The sequence below is a fragment of the Burkholderia sp. AU16741 genome, assembly GCF_002223345.1.
Taxonomy (GTDB): domain Bacteria; phylum Pseudomonadota; class Gammaproteobacteria; order Burkholderiales; family Burkholderiaceae; genus Burkholderia; species Burkholderia sola.
This window is the reverse complement of the sequence record NZ_NKEZ01000001.1, coordinates 212586-227928: the sequence shown is the minus strand read 5'-3', so window position 1 is coordinate 227928 and position 15343 is coordinate 212586. Positions and strand designations below refer to the sequence as shown.

At 67.7% G+C, this 15343-nt stretch carries 19 protein-coding genes and 1 tRNA gene; 9 read left to right on the top strand and 11 right to left on the bottom strand.

All coding sequences use genetic code 11. The features are described 5' to 3' along the window. Positions 1 to 14 precede the first annotated feature (14 nt). Positions 15 to 1346, bottom strand: coding sequence for a carotenoid oxygenase family protein (locus tag CFB89_RS01055; protein ID WP_089466413.1), 1332 nt, complete (start codon positions 1344 to 1346; stop codon positions 15 to 17). A 15-nt stretch (positions 1347 to 1361) separates the two neighbouring features. Next, positions 1362 to 2006: a DUF2239 family protein gene (locus CFB89_RS01050; protein WP_089466412.1), complete on the bottom strand. Its 645-nt coding sequence runs from the start codon at positions 2004 to 2006 to the stop codon at positions 1362 to 1364. A 54-nt stretch (positions 2007 to 2060) separates the two neighbouring features. Here CFB89_RS01050 and CFB89_RS33920 point away from each other — a divergent pair, with 54 nt between their 5' ends. From CFB89_RS33920 to CFB89_RS01035, 4 genes are all read left to right on the top strand, one after another. Beyond that, complete coding sequence (locus CFB89_RS33920; RefSeq protein WP_144030051.1) at positions 2061 to 2372, top strand: hypothetical protein; 312 nt, start codon at positions 2061 to 2063, stop codon at positions 2370 to 2372. A gap of 132 nt (positions 2373 to 2504) precedes the next feature. Continuing rightward, positions 2505 to 3845 (top strand): MFS transporter, encoded by a 1341-nt coding sequence (locus CFB89_RS01045; RefSeq protein ID WP_089466411.1) that lies wholly within the window; start codon positions 2505 to 2507, stop codon positions 3843 to 3845. A 62-nt stretch (positions 3846 to 3907) separates the two neighbouring features. Then, the gene (locus tag CFB89_RS01040; RefSeq protein WP_089466451.1) at positions 3908 to 5305 is read left to right on the top strand and encodes an enolase C-terminal domain-like protein; all 1398 of its coding nucleotides are present in this window, start codon (positions 3908 to 3910) and stop codon (positions 5303 to 5305) included. 141 nt (positions 5306 to 5446) lie between these two features. Further along, a complete protein-coding gene (locus CFB89_RS01035) occupies positions 5447 to 5758 on the top strand; it encodes a hypothetical protein (RefSeq protein ID WP_089466410.1) in 312 nt (103 codons plus the stop codon). Between the two features lie 68 nt (positions 5759 to 5826). Here CFB89_RS01035 and CFB89_RS01030 read toward each other — a convergent pair. From CFB89_RS01030 to CFB89_RS01010, 5 genes are all read right to left on the bottom strand, one after another. Then, positions 5827 to 5902, bottom strand: a tRNA-Ala gene (locus CFB89_RS01030). Between the two features lie 66 nt (positions 5903 to 5968). Further along, complete coding sequence (locus CFB89_RS01025) at positions 5969 to 6331, bottom strand: c-type cytochrome (protein WP_089466409.1); 363 nt, start codon at positions 6329 to 6331, stop codon at positions 5969 to 5971. Continuing rightward, positions 6328 to 7128, bottom strand: a complete 801-nt coding sequence (locus tag CFB89_RS01020; protein WP_089466450.1) for a BON domain-containing protein — start codon at positions 7126 to 7128, stop codon at positions 6328 to 6330. Before CFB89_RS01020 ends, CFB89_RS01025 begins: the two co-directional genes overlap by 4 nt. Before the next feature lie 17 nt (positions 7129 to 7145). After that, positions 7146 to 7730 carry an SIS domain-containing protein gene (locus CFB89_RS01015; protein ID WP_089466408.1) on the bottom strand — a complete coding sequence of 195 codons (585 nt, stop codon included), beginning with the start codon at positions 7728 to 7730 and terminating at the stop codon, positions 7146 to 7148. Positions 7731 to 7856: 126 nt separating this feature from the next. Further along, the gene (locus CFB89_RS01010; RefSeq protein WP_179233358.1) at positions 7857 to 8285 is read right to left on the bottom strand and encodes a YraN family protein; all 429 of its coding nucleotides are present in this window, start codon (positions 8283 to 8285) and stop codon (positions 7857 to 7859) included. A gap of 46 nt (positions 8286 to 8331) precedes the next feature. On the opposite strand from CFB89_RS01010, the gene rsmI reads away from it, so the two are divergent. Continuing rightward, entirely contained in the window at positions 8332 to 9219 is an 888-nt protein-coding gene (rsmI, locus tag CFB89_RS01005; RefSeq protein ID WP_089466406.1) for a 16S rRNA (cytidine(1402)-2'-O)-methyltransferase, read from the top strand. Positions 9220 to 9323: 104 nt separating this feature from the next. On the opposite strand, the gene CFB89_RS01000 is transcribed toward rsmI, so the two are convergent. Further along, positions 9324 to 9935: a septal ring lytic transglycosylase RlpA family protein gene (locus CFB89_RS01000; RefSeq protein ID WP_089466405.1), complete on the bottom strand. Its 612-nt coding sequence runs from the start codon at positions 9933 to 9935 to the stop codon at positions 9324 to 9326. On the opposite strand from CFB89_RS01000, the gene CFB89_RS34730 reads away from it, so the two are divergent. From CFB89_RS34730 to CFB89_RS00985, 4 genes are all read left to right on the top strand, one after another. Then, positions 9817 to 10074: a hypothetical protein gene (locus CFB89_RS34730; RefSeq protein ID WP_179233352.1), complete on the top strand. Its 258-nt coding sequence runs from the start codon at positions 9817 to 9819 to the stop codon at positions 10072 to 10074. The genes CFB89_RS01000 and CFB89_RS34730 overlap by 119 nt on opposite strands. A gap of 518 nt (positions 10075 to 10592) precedes the next feature. Continuing rightward, positions 10593 to 11237 carry an MBL fold metallo-hydrolase gene (locus CFB89_RS00995; protein WP_089466404.1) on the top strand — a complete coding sequence of 215 codons (645 nt, stop codon included), beginning with the start codon at positions 10593 to 10595 and terminating at the stop codon, positions 11235 to 11237. After that, positions 11234 to 11893: an exonuclease gene (locus tag CFB89_RS00990; RefSeq protein WP_089466403.1), complete on the top strand. Its 660-nt coding sequence runs from the start codon at positions 11234 to 11236 to the stop codon at positions 11891 to 11893. The genes CFB89_RS00995 and CFB89_RS00990 overlap by 4 nt, the downstream gene beginning before the upstream one ends. Positions 11894 to 11972: 79 nt before the next feature. Next, entirely contained in the window at positions 11973 to 12443 is a 471-nt protein-coding gene (locus CFB89_RS00985) for an Lrp/AsnC family transcriptional regulator (protein WP_006477376.1), read from the top strand. Positions 12444 to 12492: 49 nt separating this feature from the next. On the opposite strand, the gene CFB89_RS00980 is transcribed toward CFB89_RS00985, so the two are convergent. From CFB89_RS00980 to CFB89_RS00970, 3 genes are all read right to left on the bottom strand, one after another. After that, positions 12493 to 13650 carry a cation diffusion facilitator family transporter gene (locus tag CFB89_RS00980; protein ID WP_089466402.1) on the bottom strand — a complete coding sequence of 386 codons (1158 nt, stop codon included), beginning with the start codon at positions 13648 to 13650 and terminating at the stop codon, positions 12493 to 12495. A 243-nt stretch (positions 13651 to 13893) separates the two neighbouring features. Continuing rightward, a complete protein-coding gene (locus tag CFB89_RS00975; RefSeq protein WP_006491875.1) occupies positions 13894 to 14187 on the bottom strand; it encodes an H-NS family nucleoid-associated regulatory protein in 294 nt (97 codons plus the stop codon). Between the two features lie 359 nt (positions 14188 to 14546). Continuing rightward, positions 14547 to 15206: a HugZ family protein gene (locus CFB89_RS00970; RefSeq protein WP_089466401.1), complete on the bottom strand. Its 660-nt coding sequence runs from the start codon at positions 15204 to 15206 to the stop codon at positions 14547 to 14549. Between the last annotated feature and the right edge of the window lie 137 nt (positions 15207 to 15343).

The window sequence follows — 15343 nt, the reverse complement described above, 5'->3', positions numbered from 1 at the left end:
GCCGCCGCGCACGTTCAACGTTCGCGCGGCACCCACGCGCCGTGGAACCCGGCCGGCACGCGCCGCGGCAGATGCACCGTCCCAACCGGCCCCGCATCGATCGCGCGCGCATCGAGGATCACGACGTCGCTCGTGTCCGTCGCCGCGCGGTAGACCATCACCAGCAGCCAGCCGTCGTCCTCGTCCGCGCCGCCCGGGCGCGGCACGAACACCGGCTCGCCGTTCTGGTCGCCGGCCGGCACCGCGTAGTGCGTCGTCGTGCCGCGCGCGTGGTCGAAGCGCATCACGCCGCGCATTTCCACGTTGGTCGGCTGCTCGGCCGCATACAGATAGCGGTAGCGGCGCCCGGTCCGGCTTTCGTTGATGCGCGGCAGCTCGATGCCGCCGTCGGCGAGCGGCCCTTCGTCGATCAGCCCGTTCGCGGTGTCGATCACGTAGCGCCACAGCTCGCCGACCGGGTTGTCCGCGAAGCGGCCCGTGCGCGGGTCGAGCCGCAGGAACGACGGATAGCGCACCGCATCGAGCACGATGCACGACGCGTCGCAGTCGTACGCGTTCACGACGTGCTGGATGAAGCACGGCTCGACGCCGAACCAGCGCACGTCGCCACCGTGGCGCGGCAGCACGCCGATGCGCGCGGGCCGGTCGTCGTGCCAGCGCAGCGGCATCCGGTGGCCCAGCTTCAGCAGCGAGAAGTCGTAGCCGACGTTCAGGTCGAGCAGCAGGCTGCGGGTTTCGGTGATCGCGAGGTCGTGCATCATCGACGGCGCGCCGACGTCGATCTCGACGTCGACACGCTTCACACCCATCGCGTCGATCACGCCGTAGCGCAGCCACGGCGCGCGCCAGTCCGCGCGGAACAGGATCAGCTCGCCGGTGGCCGGATCGACCTTCGGATGCGCGGTCATTCCGCCGTCGAAGCCCGCGTGCCGCGCCGGCATGCCGAACGAATCGAGCGCGGCGGTGGTCGCGAGCGGCGCGCCGCCCTCGGCCAGCGCGAGCAATTCGCCCGCATGCTGCAGCACGTTCACGTTCGGATTGGTATCGGGCAGATGCGGCACTTGCCCCGGTGCGTGGACCGCGGCCCAGCGCTGCGTGCGCGCCCAGCGGTTCCGGTAGCCGGCCGCGCGGCCGCCGTCGAACGCGATCGCATGCAGCATCGCGGCTTCCGGCCACCACGACAGCATGTCGTTGCCTTCGAAGCGGCCGCCCGGCGGATTCGGGCCGTTGCGCAGCAACGTGCCGTCGAGTTCGCGCGGAATCGCGCCCGTCACGCGCAGGTCGACGATGTCGACTTCGTCGGCGACCGGCGCGATCGCGCCACGGTTCAGGTCGAATACGGTCATCGCGTCGGCGCTCCGTCAGCAGTCTTCGGCGGCGGGCGGCAGATCGCCGCGCGCCAGCGCGAGCGCATGGTCGCGCACGTCGTCCGGCCAGCCGGCGATCAGCTCGGCCAGCCGTGCCGGATCGTTCGCATACAGCGCCCGCGCGGCTTCCTCGAAACCGGGCAGGTCGCCCGCCATCGCCGACATGAAGTGGTACGCGCGCGCCTGCGCGTCGCGGTGCCGGTCGGCCGCCGCGTGCGTGCGCCGCGCGTCCTCGACGAGCTTGCGCAGCGCGACCGACGCGCCGCCCGGCTGCGCGCCGAGCCATTCCCAGTGACGCGGCAGCAGCGTGACCTCGCGCGACACGACGCCGAGCTTCGGCCGGCCGCGGCCGCGCTGTTCGGCAGCGCCTGGGCCTGGGCCCGCGCCTGCCGGCTCGCCGGCGCCGCCGGATGTGTCGCCAGACAGCGCCGCATAGCGCGCGCGGATGTCGTCCGCCGTGCCGCGCAGGTCGAGGTCGATGGAACGGCCCGTTGCATCGTCGAAGATCAGGATCGTGCCGGACGTCGCATCGCCGGCTGCCTGCCGGACCGCAAGCGCGACCGCCGCGAGCGGGCCCGATGCGAGCCGCCGGTGGCCATCGAAGGCCGTGTACGAAGGAAGAAGCGTGGAAGAGGTCATCGTGGTCGCCTGCGGGCTGGAATCGGAATGACGCTATTTTTATCCGGGTATTAATTGAATGTCAATATTATCCGGGTAAAAAAATCGTCGCCGTCGAATTCCATCCTGCGAGGGCGGCCGCGATGGCACCACAATGGCGCGTGCGCAGGCCAGCGCGTCGTCGAGCGACATATGCCTTTTGAACGCCCACGACGCGGCGGCAGGCTCGAACCGCACGCCGGCATCGTCGGCAAGCTGCGTGCGCGGCGCGGCGACGCACCCTCACGACAGCGGCACGGACGACGCGCGCACGTGACCGCGCCGATCGATTCAAATGCTGAATCGATCAAGTCAGCAATTGGCATGAAAGCGCAAATATCGACATGACAGAATGGCCCCGACGCCCTGCCCGCCTCGGCGTCCGGTGCCCGGCCTCCGCCGGCGGCATCCATACATTACGCGCGCACCCGACGCGCCTGCCGCACGACGGCGCCTTCCGCCCTTCGGAGGAGACAAGTCATGAATCCGCTTCACGCGCTGCCGGCGTCCGCGTCGGCAACGGCCCGGCGCACCCGCGTGCGCTGGCTGGTGCTGGCCGTCCTGTTCGCGGTCACGACGATCAACTACGCGGATCGCGCGGCGATCGCGATCGCCGGCCCGGCGCTGGCCCGCTCGATGCACCTGACGCACGTGCAGATGGGCTTCATCTTTTCCGCGTTCGGCTGGTCGTACGTGATCGCGCAACTGCCGGGCGGCTGGCTGCTCGACCGCTATGGATCGCGCGTCGTCTATGCATTCAGCATCTTCTTCTGGTCGCTGTTCACGCTGCTGCAGGGCGGAATCGGCTTCTTCGGCGGCGCGGCCGCGTTCGCGCTGCTGTTCGGGCTGCGCTTCCTGGTCGGCGCGGCCGAGGCGCCGTCGTTCCCGGCCAACAGCCGGATCGTGTCCGCGTGGTTCCCGGCCGCCGAACGCGGCACCGCATCGGCGATCTTCAACGCCGCGCAGTACGCGGCGACCGTCGTGTTCGCGCCGCTGATGGGCTGGCTCGTGCACGCGTTCGGCTGGCAGTCGGTATTCGCGGTGATGGGCGTCCTCGGCTTCACGTTCGTGCTGGTGTGGAACCGCACGATGTACGACCCGAAGGACCATCCGGCCATCAATCGCGCGGAACTCGACTACCTCGCCGAAGGCGGCGCGCTCGTCAACATCGACCAGACGACGGGCGGACGCGACGGCGGCCCGTCGATGCGTCACGTGAAGGCGCTGCTGAGAAACCGGATGCTGGTCGGCGTGTACGTCGCGCAGTACTGCATCAACGCGCTCACCTACTTCTTCATCACGTGGTTTCCCGTCTATCTCGTACAGGCGCGCGGGATGTCGATCCTCAACGCGGGGCTCGTCGCGTCGATCCCGGCCGTGTGCGGGTTCCTCGGCGGGATTCTCGGCGGCATCGTGTCCGATGCGCTGCTCAAGCAGGGCCGGTCGCTGTCAGTCGCGCGCAAGGTGCCGATCGTGATCGGCATGCTGCTGTCGATGTCGATGATCGTCTGCAACTACACCGATTCGCACGTGCTCGTCGTGCTGTTCATGGCGCTGTCGTTCTTCGGCAAGGGGCTCGGCGCGCTCGGCTGGGCCGTCAACGCCGACACCGCGCCGCGCCAGATCGCGGGGCTGAGCGGCGCGCTGCTCAACACGTGCGGCAATCTTTCCAGCATCACGACGCCGATCGCGATCGGCTATATCGTCGACCGCAGCGGCTCGTTCAACGGCGCGCTCGTCTACGTCGTCGCGCACGCGCTCGTCGCCGTGATCTGCTACCTGTTCGTCGTCGGCGAGATTCGCCGCGTCGAGCTTCAATGAACGGCGCGGGCCGCGCCGGCGCGTCCGGCGGCCCGCGCGCCACCGGAACCAGGAGCGAACCGATGTCCGAACCCAGCCGTGCCGGCACCCCGCGCGTCACGCGCATGCAGGTGATTCCCGTCGCCGGCCGCGACAGCATGCTGCTCAACCTGTGCGGCGCGCACGCGCCGTACTTCACGCGCAACCTCGTGATCCTCGACGACAGCAGCGGACATACGGGCGTCGGCGAAGTGCCGGGCGGCGAAGGCATCCGCCACGCGCTCGAGCGCATGACGGATCTCGTGGTCGGGCAGTCGATCGGGCGCTACCAGGCGACGCTCAACGCGGTGCGCGCGGCGCTGTCCGGCGCGGGCGCCGGTGCCGGCCGCACGATCCGCCACGAAGTGACGTCGGCCGGCGAGGCGGCCGTGCTGCGGCAGCCGCACGAGATCAACCTGCGGCTCGACAACGTGATCACCGCGATCGAAGCCGCGCTGCTCGACCTGCTCGGCCAGCACCTCGACGTGCCGGTCGCGGCACTGCTCGGCGAAGGCCAGCAGCGCGACGCGGTACCGATGCTCGCGTACCTGTTCTATCTCGGCGATCGGCGCCGCACCGATCTGCCGTATCGCGACGAGGCGCACGCATCGGACGCCTGGTTCCGGCTGCGCAACGAGGCGGCGCTGACGCCGGCCGCGATCGCGCAGCAGGCCGAAGCCGCGGTCGAGCGCTACGGTTTCGCCGATTTCAAGCTGAAGGGCGGCGTGATGGCCGGCGCCGACGAGATGGAAGCGATCGCGGCGATCAAGGCGCGCTTTCCCGACGCACGCACGACGCTCGACCCGAACGGCGCGTGGTCGCTCGACGAGGCCGTCTCGCTGTGCCGCGGGCAGGGCCACCTGCTTGCGTATGCGGAAGATCCGTGCGGGCCGGAAGGCGGCTATTCGGGCCGCGAGGTGATGGCCGAATTCCGCCGCGCGACGGGGATTCCGACCGCGACGAACATGATCGCGACCGACTGGCGGCAGATGGATCACGCGGTGCGGCTGCAGGCGGTCGACATTCCGCTCGCCGATCCGCATTTCTGGACGATGCAGGGCTCGGTGCGGCTCGCGCAGCTGTGCCGCGACTGGGGGCTCACGTGGGGCTCGCACTCGAACAACCACTTCGACGTGTCGCTCGCGATGTTCACGCATGCGGCGGCGGCCGCGCCCGGCACGATCACCGCGATCGACACGCACTGGATCTGGCAGGAAGGCGACGCGCGGCTCACGCGCGAACCGCTCGCGATCGTCGGCGGCAAGGTGGCCGTGCCGGAACGGCCGGGGCTCGGGATCGAGATCGACATGGCGCAGGTCGAGGCCGCGCATGCGCTGTACAACGCGGTGGGTGGTACGGCGCGCGACGATGCGGTGGCAATGCGTTATCTGGTGCCGGGATGGACGTATGATCCGAAGCGGCCGAGTCTGGGGCGGGTTTAGGGCGCGGGTGGCGGGACGGCGCGTGGGCCGAGGGGGGGCGGTTGCCAAACGTGGGAAACGGCTGCATTCTGCCGGCTACCTGGCTCGGCCCGCGCGGCGGACGGTCGGGTACCCTCGCCCCTCCGCACAAGAACGCTTTTCATGACGTCATCCGATCCGACACCGCGACAGATCATCGTCTTCGTGCTGTATGCAGTGCTGTGCCTGCCCGCGAGCACGACCGTCGCCGGGTATCTCGCGCCCCGGATCACGCAGAACGTATCGAATTTCGAAGGGGGCGCGGGCTATGCGGCGCTGTGGTGGATCATCATTCTGACCTGCGCGTTCTATGGGCTGTCGATCGCCCTCTGCGCACTGCTGCGGAAGAGGACCGCGGTGCTCGCGGTCATGACGGTGGGGTTCGCCGTGTTGGCGGTGCCGACGGTCAGGGTGATCCATGAGTTGACGACTTAGCGCGCCGGCCACGGTCCCGCGGAAAAACAAAAAGGCCCGATCTCGCGATCGGGCCTTTCAAATTCCGTTGGTGGAGCGGAGGAGGATCGAACTCCCGACCTTCGCATTGCGAACGCGACGCTCTCCCAGCTGAGCTACCGCCCCAACAGTCAAGCATCATACACACGCATTTCCGCGCTTGGCAATAGGGGTTGAATCGCCCCTGAAAACTTACTTTGACGGCGCGCCGGCCAGCACCCATTCGACCACCGACCGGACGTCGGCGTCGCTCATGCGCGGATGCGCGGGCATCGGAATCGCGCCCCAGACGCCCGAGCCGCCGTCCTTCACCTTCTTCGACAGCTTCGCGACGGCTTGCGGATCGGCCTTGTAGCGCGCGGCGATATCCTTGAACGACGGGCCGACGAGCTTGCGGTCGACCGCGTGGCAGCCCATGCACGCGTTGCTGCGCGCAACCTTCAGGCCGTCGCCGACGTCCGCGTGCGCGGCGCCCAGCGTACCGGCCACGAACGCCGCGGCCGCGGCGCCCTGCACCATCCATCGTTTCATCTGCGTCATCTGCCTGCCCGTCATTGCGCCTTCGCCTTCGGATTGCCCGGATGCACGCTCGACGAATTCGAGATCGGCGCGGGCGGCTGCAGCGGCGCGGACTGCACCGGCGCGTCGGGCACCGCGCCCACCGTCGCGCTGTCCGCCGGTGCGGCGGCCGCCTGCGCGCCGGATGCGCCACTCGCGGGCGACGCGTCCTGCAGCGCCTGCGCGTCCTGCGGCTTCACGTACTGGAACACCTTCACGACCTTCTCGACGCCCGGCACCTGGCTCGCGGCCTCCGCGCCGCGATTGCCTTCGTCCACCGTCACGAGGCCCATCAGGTAAATATTGCCTCGTTCGCTGACGACCTTGTAGTAGTTCGCCGAGATCCCCTTCGTCGCGATCAGCTCCGACTTCACGCGCCCTTCGAGGTACGAGTCGTTCGCGCGCGACGACAGCGACGACGCCGGCTCGACCGACAGCTCGTTGACGATGCCGTTCACGTTGTTGATGCCGCGCACGATTTCCTCGGCACGCTGCTTCGACACATCGTTCGGCACTTCGCCCGTCAGCAGCACGCGGCGGTTGAACACCGTCACGTTCACGTGCGACTGGTCCGGCAGCCCGTTGTTGATCTGCGTGAGCGACTTGACCTGGATCTCGCGATCCTCCGTCTGAGCGCCGAGCGTACGGCGATCGGTCGCGATCAACGCGCCGCCACCTGCCGCGGCACCCAGCACGCCGAGCACGCAGCCCTGCAGCGACACGGCAAGGCCCCCCGTCAGCGCGACGAGCAACGTAGTTCTGACGAGCGTCCCTTTGACGCGGCTTTGATTCATCGACGGCTCTCCTTCGTTCAATCCTCACCCAGCAGCATCGCGTCGATGCCGTCGCACAGGCAGTGGATGGTCAGCAGATGGACTTCGTGGATGCGCGCCGCGCGAACGGCGGGCACGCTGATCGGAATATCGGTATCGGACAGCGCGGCCGCGACCGTGTGGTCGTTGCCGCCCGTCAATGCGACGACGGTCATCTCGCGCTCGTGCGCCTCGTCGATCGCCGCCAGCACTCGCGGCGACGCGCCGCCCGCATCGAGCACCAGCAGGATGTCGCCCGTCTGGCCCAGCACGCGCACCTGCTGCGCGAACAATTGCTCGGCCGCCGCCGCGCCCGCGAGGCCGGCCTGCGATGCGTCGGTGGCCAGCGCGATCGCGGGCAGGCCCGGACGCTCGCGCTCGAAACCGCCGACGAGCGACGCGGCGAGATACTGCGCGGCGGCGGCCGACGGGCCGTCACCGCACGCGACGATCTTGTTGCCGTTCGCCAGTGCGGCGAACATCGCATCGACCGCGGCTGCGATCGGCAGCGACAGCGCATCGGCCGCTTCGGCGTGAAGCGCGGCGCTGTCGCGGAATTGTTGCTGAATACGTTCGACTGACATCGATTCCTGGTGAACTGGGCGCGCGGCACAACTCGCGCGACATCGTGGGTGCGGCGAGTTTACCGTACTCCGGCGCCCTCTCCGGGGGTCCGGCAAGAACTCTTTACATCTCGTCACAGCTCGCGGCTACGCATCGTCGGTACGAAATGCGTCGCGCAGCCACGCAAGCCGTCCGGCCTCGAACGCGACGACGTCGAAACGGCACGCGGCGCCGGCCCCGTGCCGCGACCAGAACTGCAGCGCCGCCGCGACCAGACGCCGCCGCTTGCGCCAGCCGACGCTCGCGGCCGCGCCGCCATGCCGGGTGCTGCGCCGCGCGCGCACCTCGACGAACACCAGCATGCCGTCGGGCTCGCGCATCACGAGATCGAGCTCGCCGCCGCGCATCGTCACGTTCGCCGCGACGAACCCGAGGCCATGACGCTCGAGAAACTGCCGCGCGCGCTGCTCGAACGCCGCGCCGACCGGTTTGGATCGCGCCGCGCCGGAAAAGTTGTCGCCCGAACGCGGCCGACCGCTCGCGCCCTCCGGCCGCGCCGGCGCCGCGTGGCACAATGCCGTCCTTGTTCCGTTCGTGCCGCGATTGCGTGCATTGCCTGCCATGACTGCCCTCCTCGAACTCGCGCATACGCAGCACTACCCGGACGCCGCGCTCTACGTGGTCGCCACGCCGATCGGCAATACGGCCGACATCACGCTGCGCGCGCTGCACGTGCTCGGCCTCGCCGACCGCATCGCGGCCGAAGACACCCGCAACACGGGCCAGCTGCTCGCCCGCTACGGGATCTCGAAACCGCTCGTGGCCGTGCACGAGCACAACGAACGCGAAGCCGCGCAGCGCGTGATCGAACTGCTGCGTGGCGGCGAACGCGTGGCCTACGTGTCGGACGCCGGCACGCCGGGCATCTCGGACCCCGGCGCGCGGCTCGTCGACGCCGTGCGCGCGGCCGGCTTCACGGTGATTCCGCTGCCGGGCGCGAGCGCGGCCGTGACCGCGCTGAGCGTGGCCGGCGACTGGGCCGGCGCGTTCACGTTCGCGGGCTTCCTGCCGCCGAAGGCGAAACAGCGCGCGACCGCGCTGCAGGCGCTGGCGTCGCACCCCTATGCGCTGGTGTTCTACGAAGCGCCGCACCGGATCGCCGAAACCGTCGACGCGCTCGCCGACGCGTTCGGCCCCGCGCGCCGGCTGCTGATCGCGCGCGAGCTCACCAAACTACACGAGCAGCTGTTCCAGGGCACCCTGGCCGAAGGACAGAGCTGGCTCGCCGGCGATGCGAACCGGCAGCGCGGCGAGTTCGTGCTGATCGTCGAAGGCGCGCCGGCGGCAAGCGGCGAAGCCGACGACACCGCGCACGACGCGCTGCTCAGGCTGCTGCTGGAAGAAGTGCCGGTGAAGAGCGCCGCCAAGCTCGCGGCCGCGCTGACCGGCGCATCGCGCAACACGCTGTATGCGCGTGCGCTCATGCTGAAGGACGGCAACGAGGGCTGACGCGCGCAGCCGCCGCGCGGAAACGACAAAGGGCTGCCGGAAGGCAGCCCTTTGCGCATGAGCGGACGATCCGCCGGGTTGTTGCGGCGGGTTGTCGCGCCGCGTTACTTCGCCGAGATCGACGCGAACATTTCGTCGCGCGCCTCGCGCGCTTCCTGCGGCGACAGCCCTTCGATCTTCACGCGGCCGGTGCCGGCGTGAACGAGGCCGATCATCTTGGCCGCCGCATACGACAGGTCGAGCACGCGGCCACGCTTGAACGGCCCGCGATCGTTGACCTTCACGACGACCCACTTGCCGGTCGATGCGTTCGTCACCTTGATGTACGACGACAGCGGCAGCGTACGGTGCGCGGCGGTGAGCGCGTTCATGTTGAAGCGTTCGCCGTTCGCGGTGCGGCGGCCGTGGAAATCCCGCCCGTACCACGATGCGCGGCCGGTCTGACGGAAATCGGACACATCCTTGCCGTCGATCGGCTCGGCGTCCGCCAGCGACGACTGCTTCGCGTCCTTGCTGTCGGCAGCCGGCATCGATGCCAGCGCGGAATCGAAATTGAGCGGCTGCTTGTCGTCGTCCGCCTTCGCGGCAGCGGCCGTCTTGTCGACCGCCTTCTTCTGGTTCACGCTGCCGGTGGTCTGGCTGGATGGCACCGCACAGCCCGTCAGCGCAAAAAACAATGCAATGGTTCCGAATCGGCTCGGAAAACGTAAATTCATCGACGTGTCGCCTTCTGGTTCGGGCCGCATCGATACAACGCTGCTTCACAACGCAGACATATGCGGCCCGGACGGCAAATGCGTGCACGCCCCGCTCGAATGCGAGCAGGCGGCTAGCATGGGCGCGGCGTTCGTCTAGGCCGCAACCGTCCTGATTAGCTTTCACGTCTGGCGCAACCTGTCCCCAACAGCCTGACCAGACCCCACATGCCGCCATCGAACATGGCTCCACGTTCGCGCGCGTTGCTACGAGCAACGCACAGGAACGGCGGCACAGGCCTCATCCGGCGGCGCGGCAGCAGGGCCGCAGGCGGGCGCGCAGCACCCGGCCGGACAAGACGTGAGCACCGAGTGCTCGGTGCTGGATACACCGCCGGACTCCCCGGCGGTCGATGCTTGACGGTGAATCCGACGCCTCGTTTAACGGGGCCGATACACCAGCGAATGGCGTGAAATTCACGCGCAATGGGGCGCATTATACATAAATCAAAACCTTGTCTCGAAAAGCGCCCCCGGCGGACCATTGATTCTCGCTATGGTTGTAACAATCGGCATGCTCGGGGAATGCCCTGATCCGCGCGGCGAAGCGTGCGTCGCACGGCCGGCAGGCCGCGCGCGCGACCGGTACAATCGCTCCTTTTAGCCGCCGGTGCCTCCATGAAAGTCACGCTCATTCCGGTCACGCCGTTCCAGCAGAACTGCTCGCTGCTCGTCTGCGAGAAGACGGGCCGCGCCGCCGTCGTCGATCCGGGCGGCGATCTCGACCGGATCGAACAGGAAGTCGCGCGGCAGAACGTGCAGGTCGAGAAGGTGCTGCTCACGCATGGGCACATCGATCACTGCGCGGGCGCGAAGACGCTCGCGACGCGCTACGGCGTGCCGATCGAGGGGCCGCAGGAAGAAGAACGCTTCTGGATCGAGAATCTGCCCACGCAGAGCGAGCGCTTCGGCTTTCCGGCCGCCGACGTGTTCGAGCCCGACCGGTGGCTGAACGACGGTGACACCGTGCGGTTCGGCGACGAGACGCTCGAGGTCTATCACTGCCCGGGCCACACGCCCGGCCACGTCGTGTTCTTCAGCCGCGCGCATCGCATCGCGATCGTCGGCGACGTGCTGTTCGCGGGCTCGATCGGCCGCACCGATTTCCCGCGCGGCAATCACGAGGATCTCGTCCGTTCGATCAAGGACAAGCTATGGCCGCTCGGCGACGACGTCACGTTCGTGCCCGGCCACGGCCCGGTGTCGACGTTCGGCGACGAGCGCCGCACGAACCCGTTCGTGTCCGACAAGGTATTCGGATGAACCAGACCGCCATCCCGGAAATTTACGTCAGCACCGACGTCGAGGCCGACGGCCCGATTCCCGGCCCGCATTCGATGCTGAGCTTCGCGTCGGCCGCCTATACCGAGGACAAGCAGCTGATCGCGACGTTCTCGGCGAACCTCGAGACGCTGCCCGGCGCGCACGCGCACCCGGTGCAGGAAGCCTGGTGGAAGACCGAGCCGGAAGCCTGGGCCGCGTGCCGGCGCGACCTGCAGGCGCCCGACGCGGCGCTGGTCGCGTACGTCGAATGGGTCGAGGCGCTGCCCGGCAAGCCGGTGTTCGTCGCGATGCCGGCCGGCTTCGATTTCACGTTCATGTTCTGGTACATGATGCGGTTCGCGGGGCGCTGCCCGTTCTCGTGGTCGGCGCTCGACATCAAGACGCTCGCGTTCGCGATGACGGGCCTGCCGTACCGCAAGGCGATCAAGCCGCGCTTTCCGAAGCACTGGTTCGACGACCATCCGCACACGCACGTCGCGCTCGACGACGCGATCGAGCAAGGCGCGCTGTTCTGCAACATGCTCGCCGACCTGCGCCGGCAGCAAGCGGCGCTCGCGGGCCTGGCCGTGTCGGACACCGATCGGTCGGACCGCGCGGGGGCGGGACAAAATCCCACGGATCCGCGCGCAAATTAGCGAATCCCGCTCAGTCACGCGTCGCCAGATTGCCTTTCCTTTTCCGGCCCTCTAACATTGAGCGTGTTGTAGCTGCCGCATGGAGGCGCAGGTGACGCTCGATTCCTTTTCGCAAAAAATCCTTCGCCTGTTGCAGCTCGACGCGCGCCGTTCGGTTCAGGAAATTTCCGACCAGGTCGGGCTGTCGAGCACGCCGTGCTGGCGCCGCATCAAGGACATGGAACAGTCGGGCGTGATCCAGCGCTACACGGCGCTGCTCGATCGCGAGAAGCTCGGCCTGCACGTCTGCGCGCTCGCGCACGTGCACCTGACGCGCCACAACGAAGGCGGCGTCGAGCAGTTCGAGCGCGAGATCGCGACCTGCCCGGAAGTCACCGAGTGCTACAGCACGACCGGCGAAGCCGACTACATCCTCAAGATCGTCGCACCGGACATCAAGGCCTACGACGTGTTCCTGCACGAACGCATCTTCAAGATCCCGGCCGTGTCGCAGGTGCGCACGAGCGTCGTGCTGCGCGAAATCAAGTTCGACACGCAACTGCCGCTGTAACGCGCGGCCCTGCCCCGCGGGGGCCGCGTTCGCGGCTGCCGGCCGCCGGTCACGTCCGCACGGGCAACGTGCGCGTGAAGCCGATCCGGCGCGCGCCGAATTCGCGCTTCAGCGTGTCGATGTCGAGCCGGCCGGCCAGCGCCGCATCGGTGTCGCGCGGATCGCCGTCGAGCGTCACGTCGACCTCGAGCCCCGTACTCAGGTAATGCAGGTTGATCGCCGCCACATGGAGCCCACGCTGCGCGAGCGCGGCCTCGAGCCGCGCCGCCAGTTCGCCGCGCGGCGGCAGCGCGAGCGCCGGGCGGCGCGCCGCGTCGTTCTCCGGGTCGACATGGATCAGCGCATCGAGCACGCGCGGGTCGGACAGCACCCGCGCCCGCGCGGTCTCGGCGATGTAATGCCCTTCGGAGACGGAGATCTTCGGATCGACGAGGATGTGCGCATCGACGAGCGCGGCATCGCCCATCTTGCGCGTGCGCAGGTCGTGTACGTCGCGCACGCCGGGCGTCGCGACGAGCAGCGCGCGGATCTCGGCCGTGTCGGCCGTATCGAGCGCGCGGTCTGAGAGATCCTGCAGCGCGTCATAGCCGAACGTCCAGCCCATGCGCGCGACCATGAAGCCGACGATCGCCGCCGCGATCGGGTCGAGCAGCCGCACGCCGGCCAGGCTGCCGACGATGCCGATCGCGACGACGAGCGACGACGCCGCGTCCGAACGCGCATGCCATGCGTTGGCGACGAGCATCGCCGAGCGCACGCGCCGCGCTTCGCGCAGCATGTAGCGAAACAGCGCTTCCTTCGACACGAGCACCGTGAGCGCCACGATCAGCGCGGAAAAATGCACGGCCGGAATGTTTTCGAGATTAACGAGGCGGTCGCCGGCACGCCAGAGCATGCCGATACCGACCGCGATCAGGATCGCCCCGAGAAACAGCGACGCGACCGTCTCGTAGCGGCTATGGCCGTAATTGTGGTCGGCATCCGGCGATGCGCCGCTATGCCGATTCGCAACCAGCACGACAAAATCCGAGATCAAATCGGAAATCGAATGCACACCGTCCGCAATCAATGCCTGCGAATGCGCAATCACGCCGACGACGATCTGAAATGTCGCAAGAACGACATTGAGGACAATACTGACGAGCGTGCTCTTGCGCGCAACTGCGTGCTTATCTGCGCTCTGCGCGTCGCCGGAAAACGTGGACATGAAATATGAGATATCGGTGTGCGGTACGCAATTCTATCAAAGGCGCCCCGCAAGCCCTTCCAATACCCACAAATTTCTCATTTAAATCAATCGCTTATGCGAACGTGTCGCATTTTCATTCACACGACGTGCTTGCAGTTTCATGACGAGGCGGACGGGCGCGCCTATGCCCGGAAAACAAAAAAGCCGCGCTCCTCGACGGACACGCGGCTCTTTCGAAGAGCGAACAACCTAAACGAACGTTTAAATCGCAAACTGTTCGCGGTTCTTGCCGGCGATCCAGCGCGGCGGCTTGCCACGACCCGACCACGTCGCGCCCGTTTCCGGATCGCGGTATTTGGCGGCCACGCCTGCGCGCGGACGACCGACCTTGCCGGCCTTCGCGCGGCTGAGACCGAGTTCGGCGAGCGAAAAGCCGTAGTCGGCAATTTTCTGCTTCACGTCATTCAGCACTTCAGCGTATTCACGCGACTTCGCTTCTTCGATTTGCTTCTCCAGCTTCTCCCGCTGGGCCAGCAGGTCCTTGTAAGAAGACATAGTTTCCCTTTCTATCTATCTGACCAATGGCGCCGGTCTGCAGCCAGCTCACCATTCATGAAATATATGTGCCTCGGATTTTCGAAGGCAGAGATTAGCACAAAAAAGATTTGATAGAAGCGAGATTCATGAAAATCCCGAGATCAATTGTAATTCGCACATGTCATTTTGACCGGCCGCGGCCTTTTCTCAAATTTTTACGCTCCTCCATAGAGATTAGGACATTAGCGATTGACCATTAGGTCTTTCAACATACGCAATTACCCTGCACTCAAAAAATCAAAGCTTTCATCGGACGAGAGTTTGACGAAAACCACATGACGCCGTTTGCTAAACGAACAAATCGCTGACCCGTGACGTCACGTCACATCCTTTGCGCGGGCGATCAGCCGCTCCCGCAGCGCGCCGAGGTCGGCCGACGGCGCGTCGAACGGCGTGCGCACGCGGCGGCCGCCGCATCGCCAGTCCGCGCCATGACGATCGACGCCGAGCAGATCGAGCCCGTCGCGGCGTGCATCGCCCGCGTCGTATGCCGCCCACAGCGCCTGTTCGTCGTCGAACGCGAGCGGCGGCAGCGCATCGAGATGCGCGCCGTCGACCCAGCCCATCCGCCCGAACCCGACGATATGGCGCAGCCGCTCGATCTCGAGCGCCCAGAACCCGAAATCGCCGAGCGCGAGATAGCGCGCGGCGTCCGGCTCGTAGCGCAGGTAGCGCGCGGTGACGTGCGGATCGTCGCCGAGCGGCACGAACCGGCCCAGCAGCGTCGCGCGCTCGGCGTTCGGCACATCGCCGGCGCTTGCGTCGACAACGAGAAAGCCCGCACGCGGATCGGCGGCGAGATTGCGCGTGTGCTCGGCCAGGCCGCTCACCAGGATCACCGGCCGATGGCTTGCATCGGGTGCAAACGGCACGACCGTCGGATACGGGAAGCCCTGCGGTTCGCGCGCATGGGTGGCGAGCGTGCCGAACGCGCAGCGGTGCAGCAGGTGCAGGGCGAGGGCGGGATCGATGTTCAAGGTGACTCCTGCGGTCGAAAGGCGGCGCGTCGGCCAGGGTTTCGATGTTACCCGCGGGCGCCGCCCGCCGCGCATCGACCGAACGGCCAATGCGCGACCGGGCCGCTGCCGCGGGTCGGCCCGATCGACCGCGCATC